The organism is Streptomyces sp. NK08204 (genome assembly GCF_020400585.1).
In the GTDB taxonomy this organism is placed as follows: domain Bacteria; phylum Actinomycetota; class Actinomycetes; order Streptomycetales; family Streptomycetaceae; genus Streptomyces.
In genome coordinates this window covers 738,528-763,905 of record NZ_JAINVF010000001.1, presented here as the reverse complement: position 1 = coordinate 763,905, position 25,378 = coordinate 738,528, and the positions used below count along the sequence as shown (strand labels likewise).

Below are 25,378 nucleotides of genomic sequence, written 5' to 3'. Positions count from 1 at the left end.
GGACCGTCCCCGAGTCCAGGATCGTGGAGACCCTCATCGAGGAGGCGATGAGGCTCGCCGAGCAGACCAAGTGAGTTGAGGCAAGGCACGGACCGAGAGGGGGCCCGAGCGTGACCATTCTGGAGACCATCCGGGGACCACGCGACCTGAAGGCGCTGTCCGAGGCGCAACTCGGCGAACTGGCCGAGGAGATACGTGAGTTCCTGGTGCGGGCGGTGGCCAGGACCGGCGGTCACCTCGGGCCCAACCTGGGGGTGGTGGAACTCTCCGTCGCGCTCCACCGGGTCTTCGAGTCACCGGCCGACCGCATCCTGTGGGACACCGGTCACCAGAGCTACGTCCACAAGCTGCTGACCGGGCGTCAGGACTTCTCCAAGCTGCGTGGCAAGGGCGGGCTGTCCGGCTACCCCTCGCGCGAGGAGTCCGAGCACGACGTCATCGAGAACAGCCACGCCTCCACGGCGCTGGGCTGGGCCGACGGCCTGGCCAAGGCCCGTCAGGTGCAGGGGGAGAAGGGCCACGTCGTCGCGGTCGTCGGTGACGGCGCGCTGACCGGCGGCATGGCCTGGGAGGCCCTGAACAACATCGCGGCGGCCAAGGACCGGCCGCTGATCATCGTCGTCAACGACAACGAGCGGTCGTACGCCCCGACCATCGGCGGCCTCGCCAACCACCTCGCCACCCTGCGCACGACCGACAGCTACGAGAAGGTCCTCGCCTGGGGCAAGGACGTCCTGCTGCGCACACCGGTCGTCGGCACCACGGTCTACGAGTCCCTGCACGGTGCGAAGAAGGGCTTCAAGGACGCCTTCGCTCCGCAGGGCATGTTCGAGGACCTGGGCCTGAAGTACGTCGGCCCGATCGACGGGCACGACATCAAGGCCGTCGAGTCGGCGCTGCGCCGCGCCAAACGCTTCCACGGCCCGGTCCTGGTCCACTGCCTCACGGTCAAGGGCCGCGGCTACGAGCCCGCCCTCGCGCACGAGGAGGACCACTTCCACGCCGTCGGTGCGATGGACCCGCTGACCTGCGAACCGCTCGCACCCGCGGGCGGCCCTTCCTGGACCTCCGTGTTCGCCGAGGAGATCGTGAAGATCGGCGAGGAGCGCGAGGACGTCGTAGCCGTCACCGCGGCCATGCTGCACCCGGTGGGTCTCGGCGCGTTCGCCGAACGCTTCCCGGACCGGGTGTGGGACGTCGGCATCGCCGAGCAGCACGCGGCCGTGTCCGCGGCCGGCCTCGCCACCGGCGGACTGCACCCGGTCGTCGCCGTCTACGCCACCTTCCTCAACCGCGCCTTCGACCAGCTGCTCATGGACGTGGCCCTGCACCGCTGCGGGGTCACCTTCGTCCTGGACCGGGCCGGTGTGACGGGTGTCGACGGGGCCTCCCACAACGGCGTGTGGGACATGTCGGTCCTGCAGGTCGTACCGGGACTGCGCATCGCCGCCCCGCGCGACGCCGCCCAGCTGCGCGCCCAGCTGCGTGAGGCCGTCACCGTGGACGACGCACCCACCCTGGTCCGCTTCCCGAAGGAGTCCGTCGGCCCGCGCATCCCGGCGGTCGGCCGGGTCGGCGGCATGGACGTACTGCACCGCGCCGAGCACCCCGACGTGCTGCTGGTGGCCGTCGGCGTGATGGCACCGGTGTGCCTCGAGGCCGCTGAGCTGCTCGCGGCCCGGGGCATCGGCTGCACGGTGGTGGACCCCCGTTGGGTCAAACCCGTCGACCCCGAGCTGCCTGGCCTGGCCGCCGGACACCGGCTGGTGGCCGTGGTGGAGGACAACAGCCGTGCGGGGGGCGTCGGTTCGGCCGTGGCCCTGGCACTCGGCGACGCCGACGTGGACGTGCCCGTCCGGCGGTTCGGTATCCCGGAACAGTTCCTCGCCCACGCCAAACGCGGCGAGGTGCTCGCCGACATCGGCCTCACACCCGTCGAGATCGCCGGACGGATCGGCGCGAGCCCGGCCGTCAGGGCCACGGGTGGCAACGGCACAGCCAAGGAGACTGAATGAGCACGGAGTTCGACCTCGGCGCCCTCCTCGCCGAGCGCGGAGCCGAACGCTATGAGCTGCACACGCGGTACCTCAACCCGCAGCTGCCGCGCATGCTGCACACCATCGGCTTCGACAAGGTCTACGAGCGGGCCGAGGGCGCCCACTTCTTCGACGCGGACGGCAACGACTACCTGGACATGCTCGCCGGGTTCGGGGTGATGGGTCTGGGCCGGCACCATCCGGTCGTCCGCAAGGCGCTGCACGACGTTCTCGACGCCTCCCTCGCCGACCTGACCCGGTTCGACTGCCAGCCGCTGCCCGGCCTGCTCGCCGAGCGGCTGCTCGCCCACAGCCCGCACCTGGACCGGGTGTTCTTCGGCAACAGCGGCACCGAGGCCGTCGAGACCGCCCTGAAGTTCGCCCGGTTCGCCACCGGAAAGCCGCGCGTCCTGTACTGCGACCACGCCTTCCACGGGCTGACCACGGGGTCCCTGTCGGTCAACGGCGAGGACGGCTTCCGCGACGGCTTCACCCCGTTGCTGCCGGACACCGCCGTACCGCTCGGCGATCTCGACGCCCTGGACAGGGAGCTGAAGAAGGGCGACGTCGCCGCCCTGATCGTGGAGCCGATCCAGGGCAAGGGCGTGCATGAGGCGCCGCCCGGCTATCTGCGGGCCGCGCAGGAGTTGCTGCACCGCCGCAAGGCGCTGCTCATCGCCGACGAGGTGCAGACGGGTCTCGGCCGCACCGGCGACTTCTACGCCTATCAGCACGAGGACGGCGTCGAACCGGACCTGGTCTGCGTGGCCAAGGCACTTTCCGGCGGCTACGTCCCCGTGGGTGCCACGCTCGGCAAGGACTGGATCTTCAAGAAGGTCTACTCGTCCATGGACCGCGTCCTCGTCCACTCGTCGAGCTTCGGGTCCAACGCCCAGGCGATGGCCGCCGGTCTCGCCGTCCTGTCGGTCATGGAGAACGAGCAGATCGTCGCGGGGGTGCGCCGGACCGGCGACTTGCTGAAGTCCCGGCTCACGGCGCTGATCGACACGTACGAGCTGCTCGCGGACGTGCGCGGCCGGGGCCTGATGATCGGCATCGAGTTCGGTAAGCCCTCCTCGCTCAAGCTGCGCAGCCGCTGGAGGATGCTCCAGGCGGCCCGCAAGGGTCTGTTCGCGCAGATGGTCGTCGTACCGCTGCTGCAACGCCACCGGATTCTCACCCAGGTCTCCGGCGACCACCTGGAGGTGATCAAGCTGATTCCGCCGCTCGTCGTGGACGAGGCAGACGTGGAGCGGTTCGTGGACGCATTCACCCAGGTGATGGACGACGCGCACAGCGGCAGCGGATTGCTGTGGGACTTCGGCAAGACCCTGGTCAAGCAGGCGGTGGGCAGTCGCTGAGCCCGGCCCACGAGCGGATTTTTGCCTTGGAGGCAACAAAATTGCCGACAAGGCAAGAATCCGGCTCAATGGAGGCATGAACGCCTCAGACGCCGTGCCACCGGCGGGGCAGGGCAACAACCTGCCCGTCGTGGCGCCGCAACTGCGCGCGCTGCGCCGGCGCGCCGGCCTCACCCTGGAGGCCGCGGCCCGCGCGGCCGGGCTCTCGCCCGCACATCTGTCCCGGCTGGAGACCGGGCAGCGTCAGCCGTCGCTGCCGATGCTGCTCGCGCTCGCCCGTATCTACGGTACGACCGTCTCCGAACTGCTCGGGGAGACCGTCGCCGACCGGGACGCGATCGTGCGCGCCGCCGACATGGAGCCGACCCTGGCGGCCGGCTGGACGTACTTCCAGGCCGGGGCACCCGGCCGGGGCATGCAGGCCCTGCGGGTGCGCGCGCCGTACGGCACGCAGGGCGACATCGTGCGCGTCCACCCCGGCGAGGAATGGCTGTACGTCCTCAAGGGGAGGCTGCGCCTGCAACTCGGCGACACCGCGCACCTGCTCGCGCCCGGCGACAGTGCGCACTTCGACTCCCTCACCCCGCACCGGCTCGCCGCCGCCGACCACGATGGCGTCGAACTGCTGTTCGTCCACACCTTGCTGCAGAGCCCCATGGCCTCGCTGTGCCTGGGCCCGCTGACCGGAGAGCTGCCATGAGCAACCTGGAGGAGAAATTCCCCCGCGCCCTGTGGGTCCGGCTGATCATCTACATCGCCGTCGGCCACATCTTCGCCGCCTTCCTCTACCTGTTGTTCGCGGTCGGCGGCAAGGGCTAGCGGTCCGGCCGGACCGCCGGCCCGTCAGTCCAGCAGGCGCTCGCGCAGCCGCTCGCGCGTCACCGGTGTGAGGCGCAGGCCCTGTTCCAGGTAGGCGTCGACACCGCCCCAGGCCTCCTCGATGGTGTCGAAGGCCGCTGCCAGGTACTCGGCGCGCGCGTCGAAGAGCGGGCTGAGCAGCTCCATCACCTCGGGTGTGTACGCCGTCGCGGCATCCCCGTTGCGCCGCACCTTGTAGCGGCGGTGCTTGGCGTTGGACTCCAGATAGTCGGCGACGATCGCATCGCGCTCCACGCCCACGGCGAGGAGGGTGACCGCTATGGAGATGCCCGCGCGGTCCTTGCCCGCCGCACAGTGCATCAGCGTCGGCACGCTGTCCTCGGCGATCGCGTGCAGCACCCGGGAGTGTTCGGCGGTGCGCTCCCTGACGATCATCCGGTAGGAGGCGACCATCCGGCCTGCCGCCCTGCCGTCGCCCAGGATGTCTCGCAGCTGCTCGATGTCGCCGTCGCGGACCATCTTCCAGAACTCGGCGCCGTCCGCCGGGTCGCTCAGCGGCAGATTCACGTTCCGCACGCCCGGCAGGTCGACGTCCGGGCCCTCCAGCTTCTGGTCGGCCGCGTTGCGGAAGTCGAAGATGGTGTGCAGGCCCAGGGAACCGAGGAAGGCGGCGTCCTGTTCGGTCGCGTGCGCAAGGTGCCCGCTGCGGAACAGCACGCCCTGCCGGACCCGGCGACCGTCCACGGTCGGCAGTCCGCCCACGTCACGGAAGTTGCGAACTCCGGCCAGTTCGGGCTCGGTCGACGGGACCTGCTGCGTCACGGGGGCTCCTCCCGGTCGGCCCCGCCGGCGCGGCTCGTCGACGGGTGCTCTGTCGACCATACGGTATCGATTACCTCGGGCAATGAGTTGTCCACAGGCACCGGCAGCCGACTTCGCCGGAGCCTGCGCACCGGGCCGCAGGGTGAGCTGAGTGCGGCAGTTATCCGGCCATGTCGGATCTAATGCTTATGTCCGAATTGGCGCTTTCATTCAAACTTGCCCTGGGTGTAGGGGGCATGGAAAGCGGGCGCGTGAGGAGCGTCATATCCGTGACACTCCGTTGTGCGTCATGTTCACGTAATTCCTGTCTGTCCCCAAGGGAATTGAAAAGAAGCGAAAGGAGGGAATTCACGCAGGGTCACCATGAATTCCCGAATTCGATCATTTGGAAAGTGGGTGACGGGAACCGGCTGCTTGTCCCGTGCGTCCTGCTCGCCTACGTTCGGCCACCAATCCGGACGGAATGCCGAATCCTGCCGCCGGCCGGAGCCCCCACACCCACCCGTGTTCGGCAGGAGCGGGCTGCCCCGCAGGCGTCGGAGAGGAATGCGCCATGCCCGCGAAGCACCGCCGCCCCAGGACCCAGCGTTTCACCCGCTCGATCGCCGTCGTCGGAACTGGTGGCGCCGCGCTGGCTCTTCCGCTCATCGGGGCCACCGGAGCACACGCCGCCCCCATGGCGCAGACCGTTTCCGCACAGGCCGTGCAGTCCCTCCCGGCCACCCCCAAGAAGGACGCAGGGCAGGCCGACCCGGGTGCGCGCACCTACATAGTGAAGGCCGGTGACTCCCTTTACCGGATCGCCGAGGAGCAGCACGTCGGCGGAGGCTGGCACCGGCTCTACGCCGACAACCGGCAGGCCGTCGGCGACGACCCCTCCCTGATCCACCCGGGCCTGGAGCTCACCCTCGGCAAGAGGGCGGCGCAGTCCGGGACCCCGTCCCCGAGCACGCAGACGAGCCGCCCCACCGCCACGGCCACCAAGAAGGCCGCGACCGCCAGGGCCACCACGAAGGCCGCGACCGCCAAGACCACCACGACCGCCAAGACCACCACGACCGGTTACACGCTCCCGGTGGCCGGCGCCACCATCGGCACCGCCTACCACGTGCCCGGCAGCATGTGGTCCAGCGGCTACCACACCGGCGTCGACTTCGTGGTGCCGACCGGCACCTCCGTGAAGGCCGTCGCCGCGGGCACGGTCGTCTCCGCGGGCTGGGGCGGCGCCTACGGCAACCAGGTCGTCATCCGGCTCGCCGACGGCTACTACGCCCAGTACGCACACCTCTCCCAGCTCTCCGTCTCGGCCGGCCAGACCGTCACGGCGGGCCAGCAGCTCGGCCTCTCCGGAGCCACCGGAAACGTGACGGGCCCGCACCTGCATTTCGAGATCCGCACGACCCCGAACTACGGCTCGGACGTGGACCCGGTCGCCTACCTCCGCCAGCACGGCGTCGCCGTCGTCTGAGCGTCCCCGTCCGTCCGCATCGCTGCGGCCCCTCCGGTGCGTCTCGTCGTCGTGCCGGGCCAGTGATCGCGGTCTCAACACTGCCGGCGGGAACCGTATTCCTGATCCGCTGTCCATGTGAGCGTGGCTCATCTCACCGTTCGTCAACCCCTGCCTACGGTCGCGTAGGTCACATCCAAGGGGAATCATGGTCCGACGTGGCAGACGATTCGAAGAATGACAACAGATCAGTGATCGGGTCGTACGTGGCGGTGGGGGACAGCTTCACCGAGGGCGTCGGCGACCCCGGCCCGGACGGGGCGTTCGTCGGCTGGGCCGACCGGTTCGCGGTGCTTCTCGCGGACCGGCGGCCCGAGGGCGACTTCGTGTACACGAATCTGGCCGTGCGTGGAAAACTGCTGGACCAGATCGTGGCCGACCAGCTTCCCAAGGCCGTCGAACTGGCCCCGGACCTGGTCTCCTTCTGCGCGGGCGGCAACGACATCATCCGGCCCGGCACTGACCCGGACGAGGTGGCCGAGCGGTTCGAGCGCGCCGTGGTCCGGCTCGCGGAGGCCGCGGGCACGGTGCTGGTGACGACCGGATTCGACACGCGTGGCGTGCCGGTGCTCAAGCACCTGCGGGGCAAGATCGCCACGTACAACGGGCACGTCCGCGCCATCGCCGACCGGTACGGCTGCCCTGTGCTCGACCTGTGGTCCCTCAAGTCCGTGCAGGACCGCCGGGCCTGGGACGACGACCGGCTCCACCTCTCGCCCGAGGGGCACACGCGCGTTGCGCTGCGCGCCGGCCAGGCTCTCGGCCTCGAGATCCCCGCCGACCCGGAGCAGCCCTGGCCGCCGCTCCCGCCGCGCGGCACGCTCGACATCCGGCGCGACGACGTCCACTGGGCCCGCGAGTACCTCGTCCCCTGGATCGGGCGTCGCCTGCGCGGCGAATCCTCCGGCGACCACGTCACGGCGAAGGGCACGCTGTCACCGGACGACATCAAATCCCGTATCGCCTCGGTGGCCTGACGCTCCGTCCCCTCCCGTGCCCGCACCGGGGCCTTCGGTGCGGGCACGGGCCTTTTGGCGCGGGAGGTCAGGGCGCGGGGGACGGATGCGTCCGTGCGGTACGGCGACGGCAGTGCGGGCTGCCCCCCGGCGTTCCGGCGGGGAACGGACCGCTCGGGCCGGTCCCCCTCAGCGTCGCTGACCGGTCGACTCCACCGGGGTCAGGCCCAGTTCCCGGGCCAGTGCATCGTCCACCCACTCCTGGGCCCGTGAGCGCGGTACCGCGCCCGAGTACGACGTCAGCTGGACCGCCAGCCCGTCCAGCAGCGCGGTCAGGCGCAGGGCCGCGCCCGCCGGGTCGGCGCAGCTGAACTCGCCGGCCGCGACGCCCTCCGCGATGACGTCGGTGATCGCCGCCTTCCACTGCTCGTCCAGGTCCCGGGTGACCTCCCGGAGCGCGGGCTCGCGCAATGCCGCCGCCCAGCCCTCGATCCACAGCCGCCAGCCCTTGGCCTGCCCCGTGGGCGCGTACCAGCGCACCGCGGCCCGCAGCCGGCGCAGCGCAGACGTCCGCCTGCCCAGCAGCCCCCGCAGATGGGCGAGATCGCTCTCGGCCGCGTACGTGAACGCGGCTGCGACGAGTTTCTCCTTCGTCGAGAAGTGATACAGCACCAGCGCGTTGCTCACACCGAGCGCTGCGGCCACGTCGGCGATCCTGACCGCTGCCACGCCCCGGGCCCCGATCTGCTCGACGGCGGCCCGTAGCAACTCCTCCCGCCGCTTCGTCACGCTCAACCGCACCCTCGCCACGTCGTCACCCTACACAGCGGGCCGGACACGCGCTGAGACGTCCGACGGGGCCCGGCCGAGGCCCGGTTCGCCGCCGGAGCGGAACCAGGCCCCTGCGGTGGGGGCCGAACCGGACACCCAGGGCGGCGGATTTCGTCACCGGCGCCACCCGAAGCGTTCCGCGATCACCGGCAGGCGGTCGGCCACCAGGGCGTGGGCGGCCTCGCGCGGAGCCGTCCCGACGGCCACCGCGCGGTCGGGCATCAGGCCGGTCAGGGTGCGCATCGAGCGGCGGATGCTGTCGGCGTGCTCAGCGGGCGGGGCCCCCACAGGCCCGGCCGGGCCTGGAGGAGGGGCCGACCATAATGGAGGATCTGAGCGACTCCCCTTGGAGGTACCGTGACCGGTTTGCGTTCCCAGAGCCCCGGGCTCAGCGTGCTGCGGCCCGCGGCCTTCGGCGCGGACCCCGGCGGCGAACGCATGGCACGCATCCGCCGCTCCCCCCACTTCAAGGACGGCGTCTTCCAGAACCCGGGCGGCCTCGCCCGCACCCGGCCCTCCGGCTCGGCGCTGGAGTTCGCGAAGGTCTTCTTCGACAAGGACACGCGGCCCCTGCGCGCCCCCAGCGGGACCGTCCCCGTGCACCCCACGACCTTCTCCGACCTCGCCCGGCCGCCGGCCACGGGGCTGCGGCTGACCTGGATGGGGCACTCCAGCGTGCTCGCCGAGATGGACGGCCACCGCGTCCTGTTCGACCCCGTCTGGGGCGAGCGCTGCTCACCGTTCCCGTTCGCCGGGCCCAAGCGGCTGCACCCGGTGCCGCTGCCGCTGGCCGCGCTCGGCCCGGTCGACGTCGTCGTCATCTCGCACGACCACTACGACCACCTGGACATGCCCACGATCAAAGCGCTGGCCGGCACGGACACCCTGTTCGCCGTGCCGCTCGGCGTCGGCGCGCACCTGGAGCACTGGGGAGTGTCGGCGGACCGGCTGCGCGAACTCGACTGGCACGAGTCGACCCGCGTCGACGGCCTGACCCTCACCGCCACCCCCGCCCGCCACTTCTGCGGACGCGGCCTGCGCAACACCCAGCACACCCTGTGGGCGTCCTGGGCCGTGGCCGGTGACGAGCACCGGATCTACCACAGCGGCGACACCGGGTACTTCGAGGGCTTCCGGGAGATCGGTGCCGCGCACGGCCCGTTCGACGCCACGATGATCCAGATCGGGGCGTACAGCGAGTTCTGGCCCGACATCCACATGACACCCGCTCAGGGGGTGCGGTCCCACCTCGACCTGCAAGGCGGGGCGCCGGGCGGCGTCCTGCTCCCGATCCACTGGGGCACCTTCAACCTGGCGCCCCACCCGTGGGCGGAGCCGGGGGAGTGGACGAAGGACGCCGCCGAGGAGGCCGGACAGGCCGTCGCGCTCCCCCGTCCCGGTCAGCCTTTCGAACCCGCCGGAAAGCTGCCCGCGGACCCCTGGTGGCGGGCGGTGACTCAGCCGGGCGCTCACCCGTGGCGTCGGCCTCGCCCCGAAGAGGCTGCGGCGGTGGTCCGGAGGGACGATCTCGACTACGCGGCTGACCGGTGACTCGCAGCCGGGCGACCTGGACACGACGTCGGGGCCGCCGGCCTCGCTCCGCTACCGTCCGGCCGGGCGCCAGCGCTGGTCGGTGCGCAGTGGAGAGAGGGCGAGCGGGACGAAGGCCAGCAGGGCGGTCAGCGCTGCCGTCCACAGGGCGGCGCGGACGGTGAAGGCGTCGGCGACCAGGCCGCCCAGCACGCCGCCGACGGGCAGGACCCCCCACATCACGAAGCGGATGGTGGCGCTCATCCGGCCCAGCATGCCGGGAGGGCACAACTGCTGACGGCAGCTCATGCTGTTGACGTTGACGATCATCAGCCCGGCGTTGAGGGCCGCGAACGCGACCCCGGCCAGCCAGAAGCGCCACCCGTGATCGGCCAGTGGAACGGCCAGTCCCAGCAGCCCCACCACGACGGCGCCCAGCCACATGGCGGGGCCGACGCCGAGGCGGGCCGTCACCGGCCGCACCAGGACGCTGCCCCCGACAGCCGCGAGGCCCGCCGCGGCGAAGAAGAAGCCGATGGCGCCGGCGGACAGGCCGAGGTCGCGCTGGAGGAACAGCACGAGCATCGCGGAGGTCACCGCCCAGGACAGGTTGAACACGGCACCGCTCAGTGTGATCGCGCGCAGCACACGGTCGCCGAACACCAGGGTCAGCCCCTGCCGGATCTCGCCGAGCATCCCGCGCCTGGTCGTGGCGGACACCGGCCGGTCCTCGCTGTCGTCGATGCGCCACATCAGCAGCGCCGCGGCCAGGAACCCGGCAGCGTTGACGACGACGGCGGTGGGCGCGGTGAGCCACTGCGCCAGCCAGCCGCCGGCACTGGGGCCGGCCACCTGGCTGACCGAACGGCTGGACTCCAGCTTGGCGTTGCCTTCCAGCAGTTGCTCCGGCCCCACCAGGGACGGCAGGTAGCTCTGGTAGGCCGTCTCGAAGAAGACGGTGCACACCCCGAGCCCGAACGCGACCCCGAACATCTGCCCCACGGTGAGCACGTCGAGCCAGCCGGCGACCGGCACCGAGGCCAGCAGCGCCGCACGGCCGACGCTCGCGGCGACCAGCACCGGCCGTTTGCGCACACGGTCCATCCAGGCGCCGGCCGGCAGGCCGATCAGCAGGAAAGCCACCATCTGGAACGAGGCCAGCGCGCCGACCTCGAACGCGGAGGCGTGCAACGCGAGGACGGCGACGAGCGGGAGGGTGATCTCGGTGGTCTGGACACCCAACTGGCACAGGGTCTGCGCGCCCCAGAGCCGGAGGAACTTCCGGTCGCGGGTCAGGCTCCCGGCGGCCTGTACGGCCGTTTCCTCGGTGGTCCGATCGGTGGTGGGCGGGGTCATCGGGCGGTCACCTCGAGGCTCGGGCCGGTCGTCGTGTCGGTGAAGCGGACCTCGCGTTCGAGCTCCCGGAAGGCGAGCCGGTCGCGGTGCACCTGTTCCCGGTCGTGGTGGGCGAGCACCGCCCAGCCGAGCCGCAGTGTGGACAGCAGGTCCGTGGTGGCGGGTACGAAGTCGCCGTCGGCGACACCCAGCTGGAGGTGCCGGCAGCTCGGCAGGTCGAGCGCCCGCCGGTAGGCCGCGAGGTTGCCGATGACACCGCTCCTCGGTGCGATGGCGTAGACCGCGGCGACCGGCCACAGCAGCCGGTAGTCCGGACGCGGGTCGGCGCCGTCGGCCAGCCAGCGGGTGAGCCGGTCCAGTCCGCTCTCGCCGGTGGCGAGTTCGGCGAGCGCAGGCAGTCCGGCGCCGGGAGGCCGCGCGCCGGTCTCGATGAGCCGGGGCCCGTCGGCAGTGAGCATGACCTCGTTGTGGGCCAGCCCGAACCGCACCCCGAGGGCGTCCAGAGCGCGCTCGACGTACGCCACCAGCTCGGCGTGACCAGGCAGGTCGTGGGGAAGGAACTCGACGCTCTCGTAGACCGCGAAGCCCCCCGCGTTGGCGGTCTTCCCGTAGCGGCAGATGTTGGTGACGGTGTGCCGGCCGCCGTGGCTGAAGGTGTCCACGACGTACTCGGTGCCGGTGACCCGCTCCTGGACCACCACGTCGTCGTTGGGCAGGCCGAGCACATTGACCCGGCGCAGCAGGCGCTCGACCACCGCCCGCAGGCGGGCCTCGTCGGCGGCCGGCACCAGGGTCACGTCCTCCGTGCCGCCGGACAGCGCGGGCTTGACGACCAGGTCCCGGCCGGTGAGCCCGCTCTCGCACACCCACGCCCACGCCTCGTCGGCCCCCCGTACGAAGGTGGAGCGGATGGCGGGCACCCCGGCCCGGGCCAGGGCTTCGGCCATTGCGCCCTTGTGGCGGCGGGCACGGGCGAGCGCGGGGTCGTTGGCGAGAGCGGGGGTGAGGGCGGCGGCGAGCCGGTCGGCCAGCAGGACGCCGCTCTCCGCGCCCGCGACGACGGCGACCGGCTCGAGGGCGGCGAGTTCGGCGATCAGCGGGGCCGGGTCGGCGTCCGCCGCCAGCAGGACCTCGAAGTCCTGCGGCCGGAAGGCGGTGGTGTACACGGGCGGTGGAACGGGATGGGAGGTGACCCCGACCGGAGTGAGGCCGGCCCGGCGCAGCAGGCCGGGCAGTTTCGCACCCGAGGAGTACGGGTCGACGATCACCACATGGCGCGCGGTCATGCGCCCGCGCCCCGGCCCGCGGGGGCCTCGAGCGGGCGGTCCCCGGCCAGCGGGGCCAGGGCGGCGGCCAGCTCGGCCGGGGTGGGGTGGTCGAAGAGCAGGGTGAGCTCCGGCTCCACGCCCAGGCGTTCACCCATCAGCGGGGCCAGCCGGATCGCGGCGATGGAGCTGCCGCCGAGTTCGAAGAAGTCGTCGTCCGGTCCGATGCCGTCCGTACCGAGGACCTGCTCCCACAGGTCGATCAGCTCGGAGACGAGGGCGGCCGTACGGGGGTCGTTCATGGGGTTCAACTCCACTTTCCTGGTGTTGCCTTGTGGGTGGGCCCGAGCGTGAGCCCGGGGGCGGTACGGATACGGGCCGGGACGGCGTGGCGGGGCAGCAGCGCGGCGAGATGGGTGCGGAGCACGCCCGGGGCGATGTGCGCACCCGCGACGGGAACCACGGTCAGCCCCAGCACGTCCCCGGCCGGGCCCGGCACGGACTGCGCGTGCGCCTCCAGGACCAGGGGGTGCCGGCGGGCGGCGGACTCGATCTCCTCCGGAGCGAGCCGGAAGCCGTTGACCGACAGCTCCCGGTCCAGCCGGCCGGTGATCCGGATGCCGCCGCCGGGCAGCCGCTCGCCCCGGTCGCCGGTGCGGTAGGCGCGGTAGCCCGCCGCCCCGCGCGGGTCGGCGGCGAAGCGCCCCGCGCGGCCGGTCGCGTCCAGGTAGCCGAGCGCCAGGCTGGGGCTGCGGACCACCACCTCGCCGCTCTCCGGGTCCAGCAGCAGCTCGGCGCCGGCGACCCCGCCACCGACGTCCAGCCCCGCGTCGTCCGGGACACCGGCCGCGTCGAGCGCGGCCACGTCCACGGGCGCGCAGGACGCGATCTGCGGGGTCTCCGTGGCCCCGTAGGCGTTGACCAGCGTCGCCTCACAGGCCCGGCGCAGCCGTCGGGCGAGGCCGGCGTCGAGCCGGGCCCCGCCGGAGACGACCAGCCGCAGCGAGCGCAGACCACCGCCGTGCGCCGCGGTGTCGGCGGCGAGCAGCAGCTCCAGCAGGGCCGGGGTGGCGTGCAGGACGGTCGGTGCCGCGCTCCGCACGAAGCCGAGCAGCGCCGCCGGGTGGGCGAAGACGTCGGCGGGCGGGACGAGCAGCGTCCCGCCGCTGCTCAGCGGCACCAGGATGTCCCGCAGCAGCGGGTCGTGCCCGAGCCCGGCCAGCAGCGCCACCCGGTCCTCCGGTCCCGGGCGGAAGGTGTCGGCGTACCAGTCGAGGGTGCGGCGCAGAGCGTCCGGGCCGATCAGGACAGCGGCCGGGCCACCGGTCGTCCCCGAGGTCAGCAGGATGTGGCTGCCCCCGCGCGCGGGCCGGGCACCCGTGACGTCGTGCGGCTCGATGTGGGGCTCGATCAGGCCGGTCGGGCCGCCGGACAGCCGCCAGCGCGGACGGATCACCGTCTCGCAGGCGGTGATCCGTGCGGCCGGCAGACCGGCGTCCAGCAGGGCGACGCACATCCCGGCCGACCAGGCGGCGAGCAGGGTCACCGGCAGCCGGGCGTCGCGGGTCGTGTGCAGGACGGCGGTGTCACCGGGTGCGACGCCCGCCGCGCGCATCCGCGTGGCGGCGTCGTCGATCCGCCCGAGCAGCTCCCGGTAGGTCAAGGCGGCGTCCGGCCCCTCCAGGGCCACGGCGTCCGGCCGGCGCCGGGCGACGGCCCGGAGGGGCTCCAACAGCCGTGTGGGACCGGGGACTTCAGTGGTGGTCATCGTCGAAGACCACCGTTCTCAGCTCGGACGTGTACGCCGCACCGGAGCGGTCGGTCAGCCAGAGCGCGTCCGCGTCCGGCAGCATCTCCGACACGGTGATGTCGCCGCCGCCCTCGCGGGCCGTACGGCGTACCAGCCCGGCCAGCGCGTTGGTCAGCGGGATGCTGCTGAAGTCCACGAAGACGGGCTTCATCTCCAGCGGCACGGAGCAGAACACCCGCTCCGGCAGGCCGTGCCGCGCCACGAAGTCCCGCATCTGCAGGTACCGGGTGCGTTCGTCGAGCTGGAACGCCCAGTCGAAGCGGCGCGCCGGCAGCCGCCAGGTCTCGCGGGCCACGGTGAGGCGGCCGATGCTCACCCGGGGCGTGTGGCGCCCGCGGGGCAGCATCCGGAAGGCGTTGACCGTGACCGCCGACAGGTACTCGCCGAGCACCTCGGCCAGCGGGAAGGTCCGCCCGTCCGGCAGGTGCCGCACCACGAGGCCCTCCGCGCACCGGCCCACCTCCAGGGCGGCGGTGGGCAGGACCTCGCCCGGCAGATGGCAGACGTCGTCCTCGCCGAGCGCCCAGTACCGCCACCGGGGCGACAGCAGCGCCGAGGGCGGGCTGGTCCGGCTGGTGACCGCCCCCCAGCTGCGCGGAGCGGCCAGCATGATGCGTTCCGCCCCGGCCGCGCGCTCGGCGAGAGCGAGCAGCCGCGCCGGGTCCGGACTCTGCTCGACCAGCGCCCGGGCCTCCACCGTGTTGTACGCCAGGTGCAGTTCGCCGAGGACGAGCTGGAACTCGCCCCGGTTCAGTGCCGCCACCGACTCGGCGGCCACCATCACGTCAGGGGAGTGGTGCCGGGCCCCCGCCCAGGGCGGCGCGGCGGAGGCGAAGGTCTCGCGGACGGCGTCGGCGATGGTCTCGGTGGCCACCTCGTGGCGGCGCACGCCCTTGGGTACGGCGAGGATCGTGGCCCAGCGCTGCTGCAGGTCGGCGGTGGCCTCGGCGGCGAGCGCGGGCGTCCCGGCGCCGGTGTACAGATCGCGGGTGGCGAGGGCGAGCAGCGAGGCCAGCGGCACCCAGTCCTGGCCGGTCCGGGTCTGTTTGCGGGTCAGGTACGCGTCGAACCGGTCGAGGTAGAGCTCACCGATCCGGGCGGCCAGCCAGCGGCCGCTGTCCAGCACCAGGGCGAGCGGGCCGGCGAGTTCGCGCAGCACACCGGCGCCGAACTCGGCGTGCACCTCGCGGGTGGTGTCCTCGTACACCAGGGTCCGGCCCGCGTACGTCTGCCCGTGCAGGCGGGTGGCGGACTCACCGGTCAGCGACTCGAAGACGCCGTCGAGTCCGGCGAGCGCGTCGGCCAGCCGCTCGGGATCCCCGGCCCCCGCGGCCACCGTGTCGCGCGCGGCGGTGAGCGCGTCGAGATCGCGCAGCGCGGCCCGGCGGGCCGGGGCGTCGGGTATCCGGGTGAGGCGCTCGCGCAGCCGCACCTCGGGGTGGGTCTCCAGCGGCCCGCCGAGGTCCAGGCAGAGCACGTGCTTGCGCTCCAGTTCCCGGACCACCTCGGCCACCCGCTGCTCGGGCAGGTCCAGCGCGGCGGCGATCTCCCGCACCGTCCGCACCCCGTCGCACCGTCCGAGCACCGCCGCTTCGAGCGGCGCCAGCGGCACCGGCGCACCGGTGGGCCGCAGCACCTCGTCGCCGCGCACCAGGTTGGCGGGGACGGGCCGCGGCGGCAGCCCGGGGAGCAGCTCGGGCCGGGCGGCGAACTCCCGGGCGACACGGTCGATCGCCCAGGTCTCGAAGTACACCGTGCGCCGGCCCAGCAGGTCCTCGCCCGGCGTGACGCTCGTGTGTTCCACCGAGGGTGCCCAGTCGGCCCAGCCCACCGGGCCGAAGAAGCCGATCGACTCGTTCTTGGTGGCGTAGCGCTGCGCGTAGGCGACGATCGACGATTCACGCTTGCGTGCTTTGGCGTCGCGGTGCGCCCCGGCGCTCTCCCGGTCCAGGCAGGTGTGGACGAACGCCCGGTTCTGCCAGGTGACCGCCTCGCGGAAGCGGGGGTCGCGGGTCAGTCCGGCCACCACGCCGGCCACCCGGTCGGCGGCCGCCGCGAAGCGGTCCGCGTACTCCGTGGCGCGTCCCTCCTCCGGCCGGCGGCGGCCCTTGGCGGAGGTGTCCTTGTTGAGCAGGTCGGCCGCCTGCGCCAGAGCGGGGTCGGCGACGGCCTCGACGACCTGCCAGGGAAAACCGGCCCCGCGCAGCACCGCACCCTTCCACAGCCGCCAGCGGCTCTCGCCCAGCGGGATGTGATCCTCTGTCACGACTTCCTTCCCCAGTCCTCCAGAGCCCCTCCGCAACGCTCCAGACGTCGCAGATAGGCGGCGGCCAGCTCCTCGGCGTCCCGGTCCGGCAGCAGGGCGCGGCGGTGGACCACCGCGCCCGCGGGTCGCGCCGTGGAGGCGTCCAGCTCCAGCGCCACCAGCCGACGGCTGGTCAGTTCTCCCGGAATGCGCAGCGTGCGGGCCTCGAGCCCGGGTACGGCGAGCTCGGCACGCGGCTGCGCGTGGTAGCCGATCCGCACGTGATAGGCCGTCGGCAGCTCCAGGGCGCGCAGGACCCGCTGATAGTGGACGTCGAGCCGGCCCAGCGCCGCATAGTGTTCCGGGTGCAGCGTCCCGAGCAGCTCCCGCTCCGTCATGCCCGGTGTCACCCGCAGCGGGCAGAGCAGCATGTTGGTCAGGTCCCCGACCATGTCCTCGCAGCCCGGGGCGTGACGCAGCGCCACCGGACTGGCCAGCAGGAACGACTGTTCGCCGAGGACGTCCGCGATCCCCAGCGCCCAGGCCGCCGCGTGCGCCACGTACGGGCTGACCCGCACCTTCGCGGCGGCCGAGACCACCGAGTGCTGCAGCCCCTCGGGAACCTCGAGCCATGCCTTTCCGGCCCGGTGGTCCCCGGTCGTGGCGGCCGCGTCGACGAGCGCGCCCTGGGGCCGGAAGTCCTTCAACCTGCCCGCCCAGTAGTCGAGATGACGCTCCCATGACGCGCCCCGGGACCGCTCCCGCTGCCAGGCCGCGAAGTCCCGGAACCGGCCCGGCTCCGGGAGTGCCCGGCCCGCGTACAGGGCGCCGAAGTCGCGCAGTGCGAGCGCCATCGACCAGCCGTCGCAGGTCAGGTGGTGGAACAGGAACAGGGCGACATACCGCTCGGCACCCGTCTCGTACAGCCGTACGCGCACCTGTGCCTCTCGGCGTACGTCGAAGCCCCGCGCCCGCTCCTCGGCGATCAGCGTGAGCGCCGCCGTCCGGTCCCCGTCGGCGACCCGGATGTGCTGGACATCGACCGCGCCGGGCGCGAGTACCCGCTGCACCCAGCCGTCCGCACCCGGTTCGAACACGGTCCGCAGCGCCTCGTGCCGTGCGGCCAGCGCCCGGGCCGCCGCGGCGAACCGCGCCGGGTCCACGGGGCCGCGCAACTCCAGGACCCGGGCCAGTACGTACGGGTCGCCCTCGCCGTCACCCCGGGCCGCCGTGAGGAAGCCCAGGATCGACGCCTGGGTGTCCGATATCTCCGCTGTCTCCGGCATGTCCCGTGGCGCCGGTGTCCCGATCACGACCGTCCCCCGGCCGCCGCACGGGCGGGCAGCGCCTCGGTCAGCGAACCGAGCAGCTTCGCGCCCGCCGGATAGGCGGCTGCCGGCACACCCGGCGCCGGGACGACCAGCAGCCGCAGTCCCGCGCTCACCGCCGCCTGCGCACCGGTCACCGAATCCTCGAAGGCGACGCACGCCGACGCCTCGACCCCGAGCAGGGCACAAGCCGTCAGGTACGGCTCCGGGTCGGGCTTGGGCCGGCAGGAGCCGTGCGCGCCGACCACGGCCGAGACCCGGTCCGCCAGGCCCGTGGCCCGCAGCACGGCGCGGACCGCCGTTTCCGGACTGTTCGACACCACGCCGACCGGGAGCTCCTCGGCGAGCGCCTGCACCAGCTCCACCGCGCCCGGCATGGGGCGCACCCCTTCCCGGGCCACCGCCTCGGCGTACCGGTCGAGCAGCCGCCCCTCGACCTCGCGCTGCGTCAGCCCGGGGACGTCCACCAGCTCGTGCAGGCGTTCCACGGTCCGGGCGATGGACGCCCCGGTCAGCTCGTGCGTGAGCGCCGCCGTGTCGGTCTCCCGGCCGAACGAGCGCAGCACCAGCTCCATGGCGGTGCCCCACAGCGGCTCGCTGTCCACCAGCAGGCCGTCGCAGTCGAAGAGCGCCGCCGCCGGCCGCCTGCCCGGTTCGAACAGATCCCTCACGCCGCGGGCCCTTCCATCTCCTCCCGCAGCCGCGCCATCGCCGCGAGCGGCACACGCGGCCCGGGGTGCCCGCACTTGACGGCGCCGGCGCGGTTGCCCCAGGCCGCGGCCTCGCGGACGTCGGCGCCGCGCAGCCGGGCGGCGAGGAAGCCGGCGTGGAACGCGTCCCCCGCGCCGGTGCTGTCGGCGACCTCGGCAGGGAAGGCCGCCACGGTGAAGTGCCGCCCCTGCTCGTCCAGGCCGGCGCAGCCCTCGGCGCCCTTGGTGGCCACCACGACGGCCGGCCCGAGCGCGCGGACGTACGCCAGCGCCTTGGCCTCGTCGTCCGTGCCGGCCAGGGTGCGGATCACCTCCAGAGGGGCGGCCAGCTCGTCCACGTGGGCGAGCAGACGGGCCGCGTCCTCGCGGGCGACCTCCAGGTCCGCGAAGACCCGTACACCCAGGGAGCGGGCCAGTTCGGCGGCGGCCACGGAGGCCTCGAACTCGTGCCCGTCGGTGTAGAAGGCACGTGTGCGGCGCAGTGCATCGGCCGGGACCAGGTCGGCGCCGGCGGTCAGCCGCGGATCCTTGCACATCACGATCGACCGGGTGCCGGAGGTGGTGGCGACCGCCACCACCGCAACGTGGTTGGGACAGTCCGGCACGGTCACCGAGCCCTCCACGCTGATGCCGGCGTCGGTCATCGAGGCCCGGACCTGCTCCCCCCAGGCGTCGTCGCCGAACATCCCCAGGTAGTGGACGGCCAGCCCCAGTCCGGCCAGGTCCACAGCGACGTTCGATCCCTGCCCGCCCGCGTGCTGGGTCAGGCTGTCGGCGTAGACCTTATGGTCGGGGCGCAGTGCCTCCCGGCCGGTGAACACCAGGTCCATGGTGTTGAAACCGATCACGATCACATCGCTGCCGGTCATGGTCACAGCTCCTCTCCGGCGGACGCCGGGGTCAGGCACACCTTGAGGTGGCCGGTGGGCTCGGTACGGCATCCGGCTGCCAGGTCCACGCCCAGCAGGGCGAAGGCGCGGGCGAACTCCTCGAGGGGGACCTCGGCCGTCACGGCCCCGTCCAGCGGGAGCGCGCCGGCCGCCAGCAACTCCACCGCGTCGCCGAAGGTGCCGAGCGAGTCGATGGAGCCGAGCACCTGGATGCTGTTGTCGGCGATCCACGCGGGATCGATGGTGGCGCTGCCGCCGCTCAGCCCCACGAGCAGCAGCTGGCCACCCGGATTCAGCAGGGGGAGCGCCTGCTCCAGCAGGACGCCGGTGGTGTCCACCACCACGTCCAGGCCGCTGCCCGGCCGGGCCAGCCGGTCCACCGCCTCGGGCAGGTTCTCCACCACGGGCCACAGGCCCGGCAGCGTGGTGCGCAGTACCTCGGCCCGTGCGGCCGAGGCCTCCACCAGCACACCGGTGAGGCCCTGCTGGGCCAGCAGGGACGCGTACATCACGCCCATCGGGCCGCCGCCCAGGACGGCCGCGCGCAGTTGCGGGGTCAGCCGGAGCCGGCGTACGCCCGTCAGCGCGCAGGACAGCGGTTCGCTCAGCACCATCCCGGCGCGGTCGGTGCCTGCCGGGAGCGGATGGACGAACGTGCGCGAGGTCAGGTAGTACTCGGCGAACAGGCCGTCGGCCGACACCCCCGCCTCGGTCTCGTGCTTGCGTGCGCAGTGGTTCTCCCGGCCCGAGCGGCACGGCGCGCAGGAGCCGCAGAAGAAGGTCGGGTTGACCACCACCTGGGTGCCGACCGGCAGGTCGGTCACCCCCGGGCCGGTCTCGGCGACCTCGCCGACGCTCTCGTGACCGAGGACGACGCCCGGCTTGGCGGAGTACTTCCCGGTGGCGATCCCGATGTCGGTGCCGCAGATGCCGGTGCGCCGCACCCGCACCACGACATCGTCGGGTCCGAGGGCCCGGGGCCGGGGGCGCTCCTCCACCCGCAGATCGAAGGGGCCGTGGTAGACGAGGGCCTTCATCGTCGGTCACTCTCCAGGGTCTTGGTCGCGTCCAGCAGGGCCAGACGCAGCCGGGCGCAGATGTCGTCCAGATCCCGCTCCTCGGCGACGAGGGCGGGCCGGACCTTGACGACGTTGCCCAGTCCGTAGCGCGAGCCGCGCACCACCAGGTCGTGCCCGGACTCGGCGGCGGCGATGGTCTCCCGGGCGAGCTCCGGGTCGGGGGAGCCATCGGGCCGGGACAGTTCGATGCCCCACATGTAGCCCAGGCCGCGCACGTCGCTGACGGCCGGCACCTCGTCGGCCAGGTCCCGCAGCCTGGCGCCGAGCGTCTCGCCGAGCGCGTCCACCCGCTCCAGGAAACCGGGCTGTTCCAGCACATCGAGGGTGGCGTGGGCGGCGGCGAGGCCGAGCAGGCTTGCGCCGCTGGTGAAGGAGTGCTCGTGGGCGTCCAGGACGTCCAGTTCCTCGCGCATCAGCACCGCGCCGATCGGCAGCCCGATGCCGCCGAGTCCCTTCGCCAGGGTGATGACGTCCGGCTCCAGGCCGAGCCGCTGCGAGGCGAACATGTGGCCGGTGCGGCCGAGAGCGGTCTGCACCTCGTCGGCGATCAGCACGATCCCGTGCCGGTCGCAGATCCGCCGCAGCTCGCGGAAGAACTCCGGCGGCGGCACGATGTTGCCCCCGTTGCCCAGGACGGGCTCCACCAGCACCGCGGCCACGTCGCCGCTGCTCGCGTACTCCAGGAAATCCTCGATCCGGGTGGCGCAGAGTGCCTGGCAGCTCGGGTACGAGGAGTTGTAGAAGCAGCGGTGGCAGTACGCGCCCGGGACGACCAGCGTCTCGGTGGTGGCGGTCGCGGGGAAGTGGCGGCGGCGGAAGGCGTTGCCGGACATGGCCGTGGTCGCCATGGTCTGCCCGTGGTGGGACAGGAAGAAGCTGACGACCTGCCGGCGTCCGGTGTACTTCTGGGCGATCTTCACCGCGCACTCGTTGGCGGTGGATCCGGACACGTCGCGGATCCAGCCGCGGGACAGCTGCTCGGGGGCGTGCGCGAGCAGCCGGGTGGCCAGCGCAGCGCCGGCCGGACGGGTGAAGTGCGAGCTGGCGTGGGAGACACGGCCGGCCTGCTCCTGCACCGCGGTGACGACGTGCGGATGGGCGTAGCCGAGCGGCAGGTTGAACGTGCCGGACGCGGCGTCCAGGAGGCTGCGCCCGTCGGGGGTGTGCAGCCACAGGCCGTCCCCGCTCAGCGCGGAGTCCGCAGTGAGGGCACCGAGGCCCGAGGAGTCCCTGGTCACGGTGGTGTGGGTGGGATCGGTGGTCACTGGGCCCGCCACCACGCGGCCGTGTCCGCCGGAAGCGTGATGCGTTCGCCGTCCGAGACGTCGAACGGCGAGCTGGCGAGGAGGAGTTCACCCGGCCGCGGCAGTTCGGCCGCCCGGTCGCCGGTGTTGACCGTGCAGACGAAGCCGTCGCCGCGGCCGAAGACCAGGGTGCCCTGCGGGCCGGTCCGCCAGTCGAGGGGACCGTCGCCGAGGCCCTCTTCCTCCCGGCGGATCTGCAGCGCCGCCCGGTACAGGGTCAGCATGGACGCCGGGTCTTCCGTCTGGGCGGCCACGCTCAGCTTGGCCCATGCCTCGGGCTGCGGCAGCCACGTGGGCGCGGCGTCGTCCGGGCCGAAGCCGTACGGCGCGGCGTCGCCGTTCCAGGGGAGGGGCACCCGGCAGCCGTCGCGGCCCCGCTCGGTGTGCCCGGAGCGCTCCCACTGCGGGTCCCGGAGGGCCTCCTCGGGCAGGTCGAGCACCTCGGGCAGGCCCAGCTCGTCACCTTGGTAGATGTAGGCGGCGCCGGGCAGCGCGAGGGTGAGCAGGGCTGCGGCACGGGCCCGGCGCAGGCCCGGTGCGTCGTCGCCGTAGCGGGTGACCACGCGGTGGACGTCGGCGTTGCCGAGCCCCCAGGTGGCGACGGCGCCGACCGCCCCGTGGGCGGTCAGGGTCCGCTCGATGGTGGCGCGGAGCGCCTCGGCCTCCCAGGGGGCGGACAGGTAGTCGAAGTTCTGGGTGTGGTGGAGCTCGTCGGCGCGGACGTACCGCGCCAGGCGGTCCGCGTCGGGGGTGACGGCCTCGGCGATGGCGATGCGTTCGCCCGGGTAGCCGTCGAGGATCCGGCGCCATGCGCGGTGGATCTCGTGGACGCCGTCCTGGTCGAAGTACGGCACGGCCTCGCTGCCCAGCAGTCCGGCCTGGGCGGTGCGGCCGAGGTCGGGCAGCCCTGCCGCCTTCACCAGGCCGTGGGCGTCGGCGATCCGCAGACCGTCGGCGCCCCGGTCCAGCCAGAAACGGATGATCGAGCGGAACTCGTCCTGGACCGCCGGGGAGTCGAAGTCGAGGTCGGGCATCTCGGGGGCGAACAGGTGCAGATACCAGTCGCCGGGGGTGCCGTCGGGGTCGGTGGTGCGGGTCCAGGCCGGCCCGCCGAACACCGACTCCCAGTCGTTGGGCGGCAGTTCGCCGTCCGTACCCCGGCCGGGACGGAAGTGGTACCGCTCGCGCAGCGCGGAGCCGGGCCCTTCGCGCAGCGCCCGCTGGAACCAGGGGTGCTGGTCGGAGGTGTGGTTGGGCACCAGGTCCACGATCACCCGCAGGCCCAGGGCGTGGGCGTCGTCGATCAGCGCCTCGGCGTCGGTGAGGTCACCGAACAGCGGGTCGATCGTGCGGTGGTCGGCGACGTCGAACCCACCGTCGACCATGGGGGAGGAGTAGAACGGTGTGATCCACAGGGCGTCGACGCCCAGGTCGCGCAGGTAGGGCAGGCGGGTACGCAAGCCGGCGAGGTCGCCCGTGCCGTCGCCGTTCCCGTCGGCGAAGCTGCGCGGGTAGACCTGGTAGATGACGGTGTCCCGCCACCAGGCAGCTCCCGCACTGCTGTGGACATGCTGCATCTCTGGAACCAATCGTCGGTGGTCAGGAGTTGGCGCGCCGCAGCGAGGCTAGGAAATGGATCTTGAAGCCGTCAACACTCAACCTGCAATTTTCTGCAAGGACTTGCAGGTCGATGCCGAAGAATCGGGCGAACGCGGGGCCATTTGGCGCGTGAGTTGCAGAAATTTGCAGCAAGATCTTCCAGGCGCTGGGGAAGTGGCACTACTGTCCTGCCGAACAGCAGTCCCCAGCAGAGGAGCTCCCTCAGTGACCCAGACCGTCGCTGACGCACTGTCACCCGCCCCCAGCCCGACCGCCGACGCACGCCCCCCGGCCGTCCCCGAGTGGTGGCGCGGTGCGGTGATCTACCAGGTCTTCCCGCGCAGCTTCGCCGACGGCGACGGCGACGGCGTCGGTGACCTCCCCGGCGTCCGCACCCGCCTGCCCCACCTGCGCGACCTGGGCGTCGACGCCGTCTGGCTCTCGCCGATCTTCGCCTCCCCGCAGGTCGACGCCGGCTACGACGTCTCCGACTACCGCCGGATCGAACCGGTCTTCGGCGACCTCGCCGACGCCGAGGCGCTGGTCCGCGACGCCCACGCCCTGGGCCTGCGGGTGATCGTGGACCTGGTGCCCAACCACTCCTCCGACCAGCACGAGTGGTTCCAGCAGGCGCTGCGCGAGGGTCCCGGTTCCCCGCTGCGCGAGCGCTACCACTTCCGCAAGGGCAAGGGGGAGAACGGCGAACTGCCGCCCAACGACTGGGAGTCCATCTTCGGCGGTCCCGCCTGGACCCGTGTCGAGGACGGCGAGTGGTACCTGCACCTGTTCGCCCCCGAGCAGCCCGACTTCAACTGGGAACACCCGGCCGTACGCGACGAGTTCCGCTCGATCCTGCGCTTCTGGTTCGACCGTGGCATCGACGGCATCCGCATCGACGTCGCGCACGGCATGATCAAGGCCGACGGCCTGCCCGACATCGGCAGCAGGGATCAGCTCAAGCTGCTCGGCAACGACGCCATGCCGTTCTTCGACCAGGACGGTGTCCACGAGATCTACCGCGAGTGGCGCCGTGTGCTCAACGAGTACGGCAGCGACCGTATCTTCGTCGCCGAGGCATGGACCCCGACCGTCACCAGCACGGCCAAGTACGTCCGCCCCGACGAGCTGCACCAGGCCTTCAACTTCCAGTACCTCGGGACCGACTGGGACGCGGCCGCGCTGCGCGAGGTGATCGACGTCTCGCTGGACGCGATGCGCTCGGTCGGTGCCCCGGCCACCTGGGTGCTGTCCAACCATGACGTCACCCGGCACGCCACCCGGTTCGGCAACCCGCCCGGTCAGGGAACCCAGATGCGCTCCCCGGGCGACCGCGAACTCGGCCTGCGCCGCGCCCGCGCCGCCACCATGCTGATGCTCGCGCTGCCCGGTTCCGCCTACGTCTACCAGGGCGAGGAGCTCGGCCTGCCCGAGGTCACCGACCTGCCCGACGAGGTCCGTCAGGACCCCTCCTTCTTCCGGGCCTCCGGCCAGGACGGCTTCCGCGACGGCTGCCGGGTGCCCATCCCGTGGACCGTCGAGGGCAGTTCCTACGGCTTCGGCAGCGGTGGCAGCTGGCTGCCCCAGCCTTCCGAGTGGGGCTCGCTCAGCGTCGAGGCGCAGACCGGCGACCCCACCTCCACCCTCGAGCTCTACCGCAGCGCCCTGGCGATCCGCCGGCAGCACCCGGCGCTCGGCGCCGGCGACGAGGTCACCTGGCTGGACGCCCCTGCGGGCGTGGTCGCCTTCCGCCGCGACAGCGCCGAGGGCTCGTTCGTCTGCATCACCAACATCACCGGAGCGCCGGTCGAGATAGCGGCCCCCGGCACGGTGCTGCTCGCCTCCACCGGCGCCGGTCCGGAGGGGCCGACCGCGGTGATCGAATCGGACACCACCGTCTGGTGGACGGTCTGACCGCACCTCGACCCGAGCA

Annotated in this window: 21 protein-coding genes and 1 pseudogene; 8 read left to right on the top strand and 14 right to left on the bottom strand. The window is 72.7% G+C overall.

Annotated elements, in window-relative coordinates; all coding sequences use genetic code 11:
• Positions 1 to 110: 110 nt before the first annotated feature.
• The 4 genes from dxs to K7G59_RS03165 all read left to right on the top strand — a co-directional run bounded on the left by dxs (position 111) and on the right by K7G59_RS03165 (position 4,216).
• Positions 111 to 2,015, top strand: a complete 1,905-nt coding sequence (gene dxs, locus K7G59_RS03180) for a 1-deoxy-D-xylulose-5-phosphate synthase (protein WP_225830223.1) — start codon at positions 111 to 113, stop codon at positions 2,013 to 2,015.
• A complete protein-coding gene (locus tag K7G59_RS03175; RefSeq protein ID WP_225830222.1) occupies positions 2,012 to 3,397 on the top strand; it encodes an aspartate aminotransferase family protein in 1,386 nt (461 codons plus the stop codon). The genes dxs and K7G59_RS03175 overlap by 4 nt, the downstream gene beginning before the upstream one ends.
• A gap of 76 nt (positions 3,398 to 3,473) precedes the next feature.
• Positions 3,474 to 4,097, top strand: a complete 624-nt coding sequence (locus tag K7G59_RS03170; RefSeq protein ID WP_225830221.1) for a helix-turn-helix domain-containing protein — start codon at positions 3,474 to 3,476, stop codon at positions 4,095 to 4,097.
• Entirely contained in the window at positions 4,094 to 4,216 is a 123-nt protein-coding gene (locus K7G59_RS03165) for a DUF6126 family protein (protein ID WP_225830220.1), read from the top strand. Before K7G59_RS03170 ends, K7G59_RS03165 begins: the two co-directional genes overlap by 4 nt.
• 24 nt (positions 4,217 to 4,240) lie before the next feature.
• Here the strand turns inward: K7G59_RS03165 and K7G59_RS03160 are convergent, their stop codons facing one another.
• A complete protein-coding gene (locus K7G59_RS03160; RefSeq protein WP_225830219.1) occupies positions 4,241 to 5,038 on the bottom strand; it encodes a tyrosine-protein phosphatase in 798 nt (265 codons plus the stop codon).
• Between the two features lie 553 nt (positions 5,039 to 5,591).
• Here K7G59_RS03160 and K7G59_RS03155 point away from each other — a divergent pair.
• Positions 5,592 to 6,506, top strand: coding sequence for a LysM peptidoglycan-binding domain-containing M23 family metallopeptidase (locus K7G59_RS03155; protein ID WP_225830218.1), 915 nt, complete (start codon positions 5,592 to 5,594; stop codon positions 6,504 to 6,506).
• A gap of 230 nt (positions 6,507 to 6,736) precedes the next feature.
• Complete coding sequence (locus K7G59_RS03150; protein WP_225830269.1) at positions 6,737 to 7,522, top strand: SGNH/GDSL hydrolase family protein; 786 nt, start codon at positions 6,737 to 6,739, stop codon at positions 7,520 to 7,522.
• 168 nt (positions 7,523 to 7,690) lie between these two features.
• Here K7G59_RS03150 and K7G59_RS03145 read toward each other — a convergent pair whose 3' ends face one another.
• Both K7G59_RS03145 and K7G59_RS03140 read right to left on the bottom strand, forming a co-directional pair.
• Positions 7,691 to 8,311, bottom strand: coding sequence for a TetR/AcrR family transcriptional regulator (locus K7G59_RS03145; protein ID WP_225830217.1), 621 nt, complete (start codon positions 8,309 to 8,311; stop codon positions 7,691 to 7,693).
• A 135-nt stretch (positions 8,312 to 8,446) separates the two neighbouring features.
• Positions 8,447 to 8,593, bottom strand: a pseudogene (locus tag K7G59_RS03140) (glutamate dehydrogenase); the annotation flags it as partial.
• 96 nt (positions 8,594 to 8,689) lie between these two features.
• Here K7G59_RS03140 and K7G59_RS03135 point away from each other — a divergent pair.
• The gene (locus tag K7G59_RS03135; protein WP_225830216.1) at positions 8,690 to 9,883 is read left to right on the top strand and encodes an MBL fold metallo-hydrolase; all 1,194 of its coding nucleotides are present in this window, start codon (positions 8,690 to 8,692) and stop codon (positions 9,881 to 9,883) included.
• Positions 9,884 to 9,934: 51 nt separating this feature from the next.
• Here K7G59_RS03135 and K7G59_RS03130 read toward each other — a convergent pair whose 3' ends face one another.
• The 11 genes from K7G59_RS03130 to K7G59_RS03080 are packed head-to-tail and all read right to left on the bottom strand — an operon-like array spanning position 9,935 to position 23,426.
• Positions 9,935 to 11,218 carry an MFS transporter gene (locus K7G59_RS03130; protein WP_225830215.1) on the bottom strand — a complete coding sequence of 428 codons (1,284 nt, stop codon included), beginning with the start codon at positions 11,216 to 11,218 and terminating at the stop codon, positions 9,935 to 9,937.
• The gene (locus K7G59_RS03125) at positions 11,215 to 12,504 is read right to left on the bottom strand and encodes a hypothetical protein (protein WP_225830214.1); all 1,290 of its coding nucleotides are present in this window, start codon (positions 12,502 to 12,504) and stop codon (positions 11,215 to 11,217) included. Before K7G59_RS03125 ends, K7G59_RS03130 begins: the two co-directional genes overlap by 4 nt.
• Complete coding sequence (locus K7G59_RS03120) at positions 12,501 to 12,785, bottom strand: acyl carrier protein (protein ID WP_225830213.1); 285 nt, start codon at positions 12,783 to 12,785, stop codon at positions 12,501 to 12,503. Before K7G59_RS03120 ends, K7G59_RS03125 begins: the two co-directional genes overlap by 4 nt.
• Before the next feature lie 5 nt (positions 12,786 to 12,790).
• Positions 12,791 to 14,251: an AMP-binding protein gene (locus K7G59_RS03115; RefSeq protein WP_225830212.1), complete on the bottom strand. Its 1,461-nt coding sequence runs from the start codon at positions 14,249 to 14,251 to the stop codon at positions 12,791 to 12,793.
• Complete coding sequence (locus K7G59_RS03110; RefSeq protein ID WP_225830211.1) at positions 14,238 to 16,559, bottom strand: lantibiotic dehydratase; 2,322 nt, start codon at positions 16,557 to 16,559, stop codon at positions 14,238 to 14,240. The genes K7G59_RS03115 and K7G59_RS03110 overlap by 14 nt, the downstream gene beginning before the upstream one ends.
• Complete coding sequence (locus K7G59_RS03105) at positions 16,556 to 17,824, bottom strand: condensation domain-containing protein (protein ID WP_225830210.1); 1,269 nt, start codon at positions 17,822 to 17,824, stop codon at positions 16,556 to 16,558. Before K7G59_RS03105 ends, K7G59_RS03110 begins: the two co-directional genes overlap by 4 nt.
• 23 nt (positions 17,825 to 17,847) lie before the next feature.
• On the bottom strand, positions 17,848 to 18,537 hold the full coding sequence (locus K7G59_RS03100) for an HAD family phosphatase (protein WP_225830209.1): 690 nt from the start codon (positions 18,535 to 18,537) through the stop codon (positions 17,848 to 17,850).
• On the bottom strand, positions 18,534 to 19,445 hold the full coding sequence (locus tag K7G59_RS03095; protein WP_225830208.1) for a carbohydrate kinase family protein: 912 nt from the start codon (positions 19,443 to 19,445) through the stop codon (positions 18,534 to 18,536). The genes K7G59_RS03100 and K7G59_RS03095 overlap by 4 nt, the downstream gene beginning before the upstream one ends.
• Before the next feature lie 2 nt (positions 19,446 to 19,447).
• Entirely contained in the window at positions 19,448 to 20,503 is a 1,056-nt protein-coding gene (locus K7G59_RS03090; RefSeq protein ID WP_225830207.1) for a zinc-binding dehydrogenase, read from the bottom strand.
• Positions 20,500 to 21,810: an aspartate aminotransferase family protein gene (locus K7G59_RS03085; RefSeq protein ID WP_225830206.1), complete on the bottom strand. Its 1,311-nt coding sequence runs from the start codon at positions 21,808 to 21,810 to the stop codon at positions 20,500 to 20,502. Before K7G59_RS03085 ends, K7G59_RS03090 begins: the two co-directional genes overlap by 4 nt.
• Positions 21,807 to 23,426, bottom strand: coding sequence for an alpha-amylase family glycosyl hydrolase (locus K7G59_RS03080; protein ID WP_225830205.1), 1,620 nt, complete (start codon positions 23,424 to 23,426; stop codon positions 21,807 to 21,809). Before K7G59_RS03080 ends, K7G59_RS03085 begins: the two co-directional genes overlap by 4 nt.
• A 247-nt stretch (positions 23,427 to 23,673) precedes the next feature.
• On the opposite strand from K7G59_RS03080, the gene K7G59_RS03075 reads away from it, so the two are divergent.
• Positions 23,674 to 25,359 (top strand): glycoside hydrolase family 13 protein, encoded by a 1,686-nt coding sequence (locus K7G59_RS03075; RefSeq protein ID WP_225830204.1) that lies wholly within the window; start codon positions 23,674 to 23,676, stop codon positions 25,357 to 25,359.
• Positions 25,360 to 25,378 lie beyond the last annotated feature (19 nt).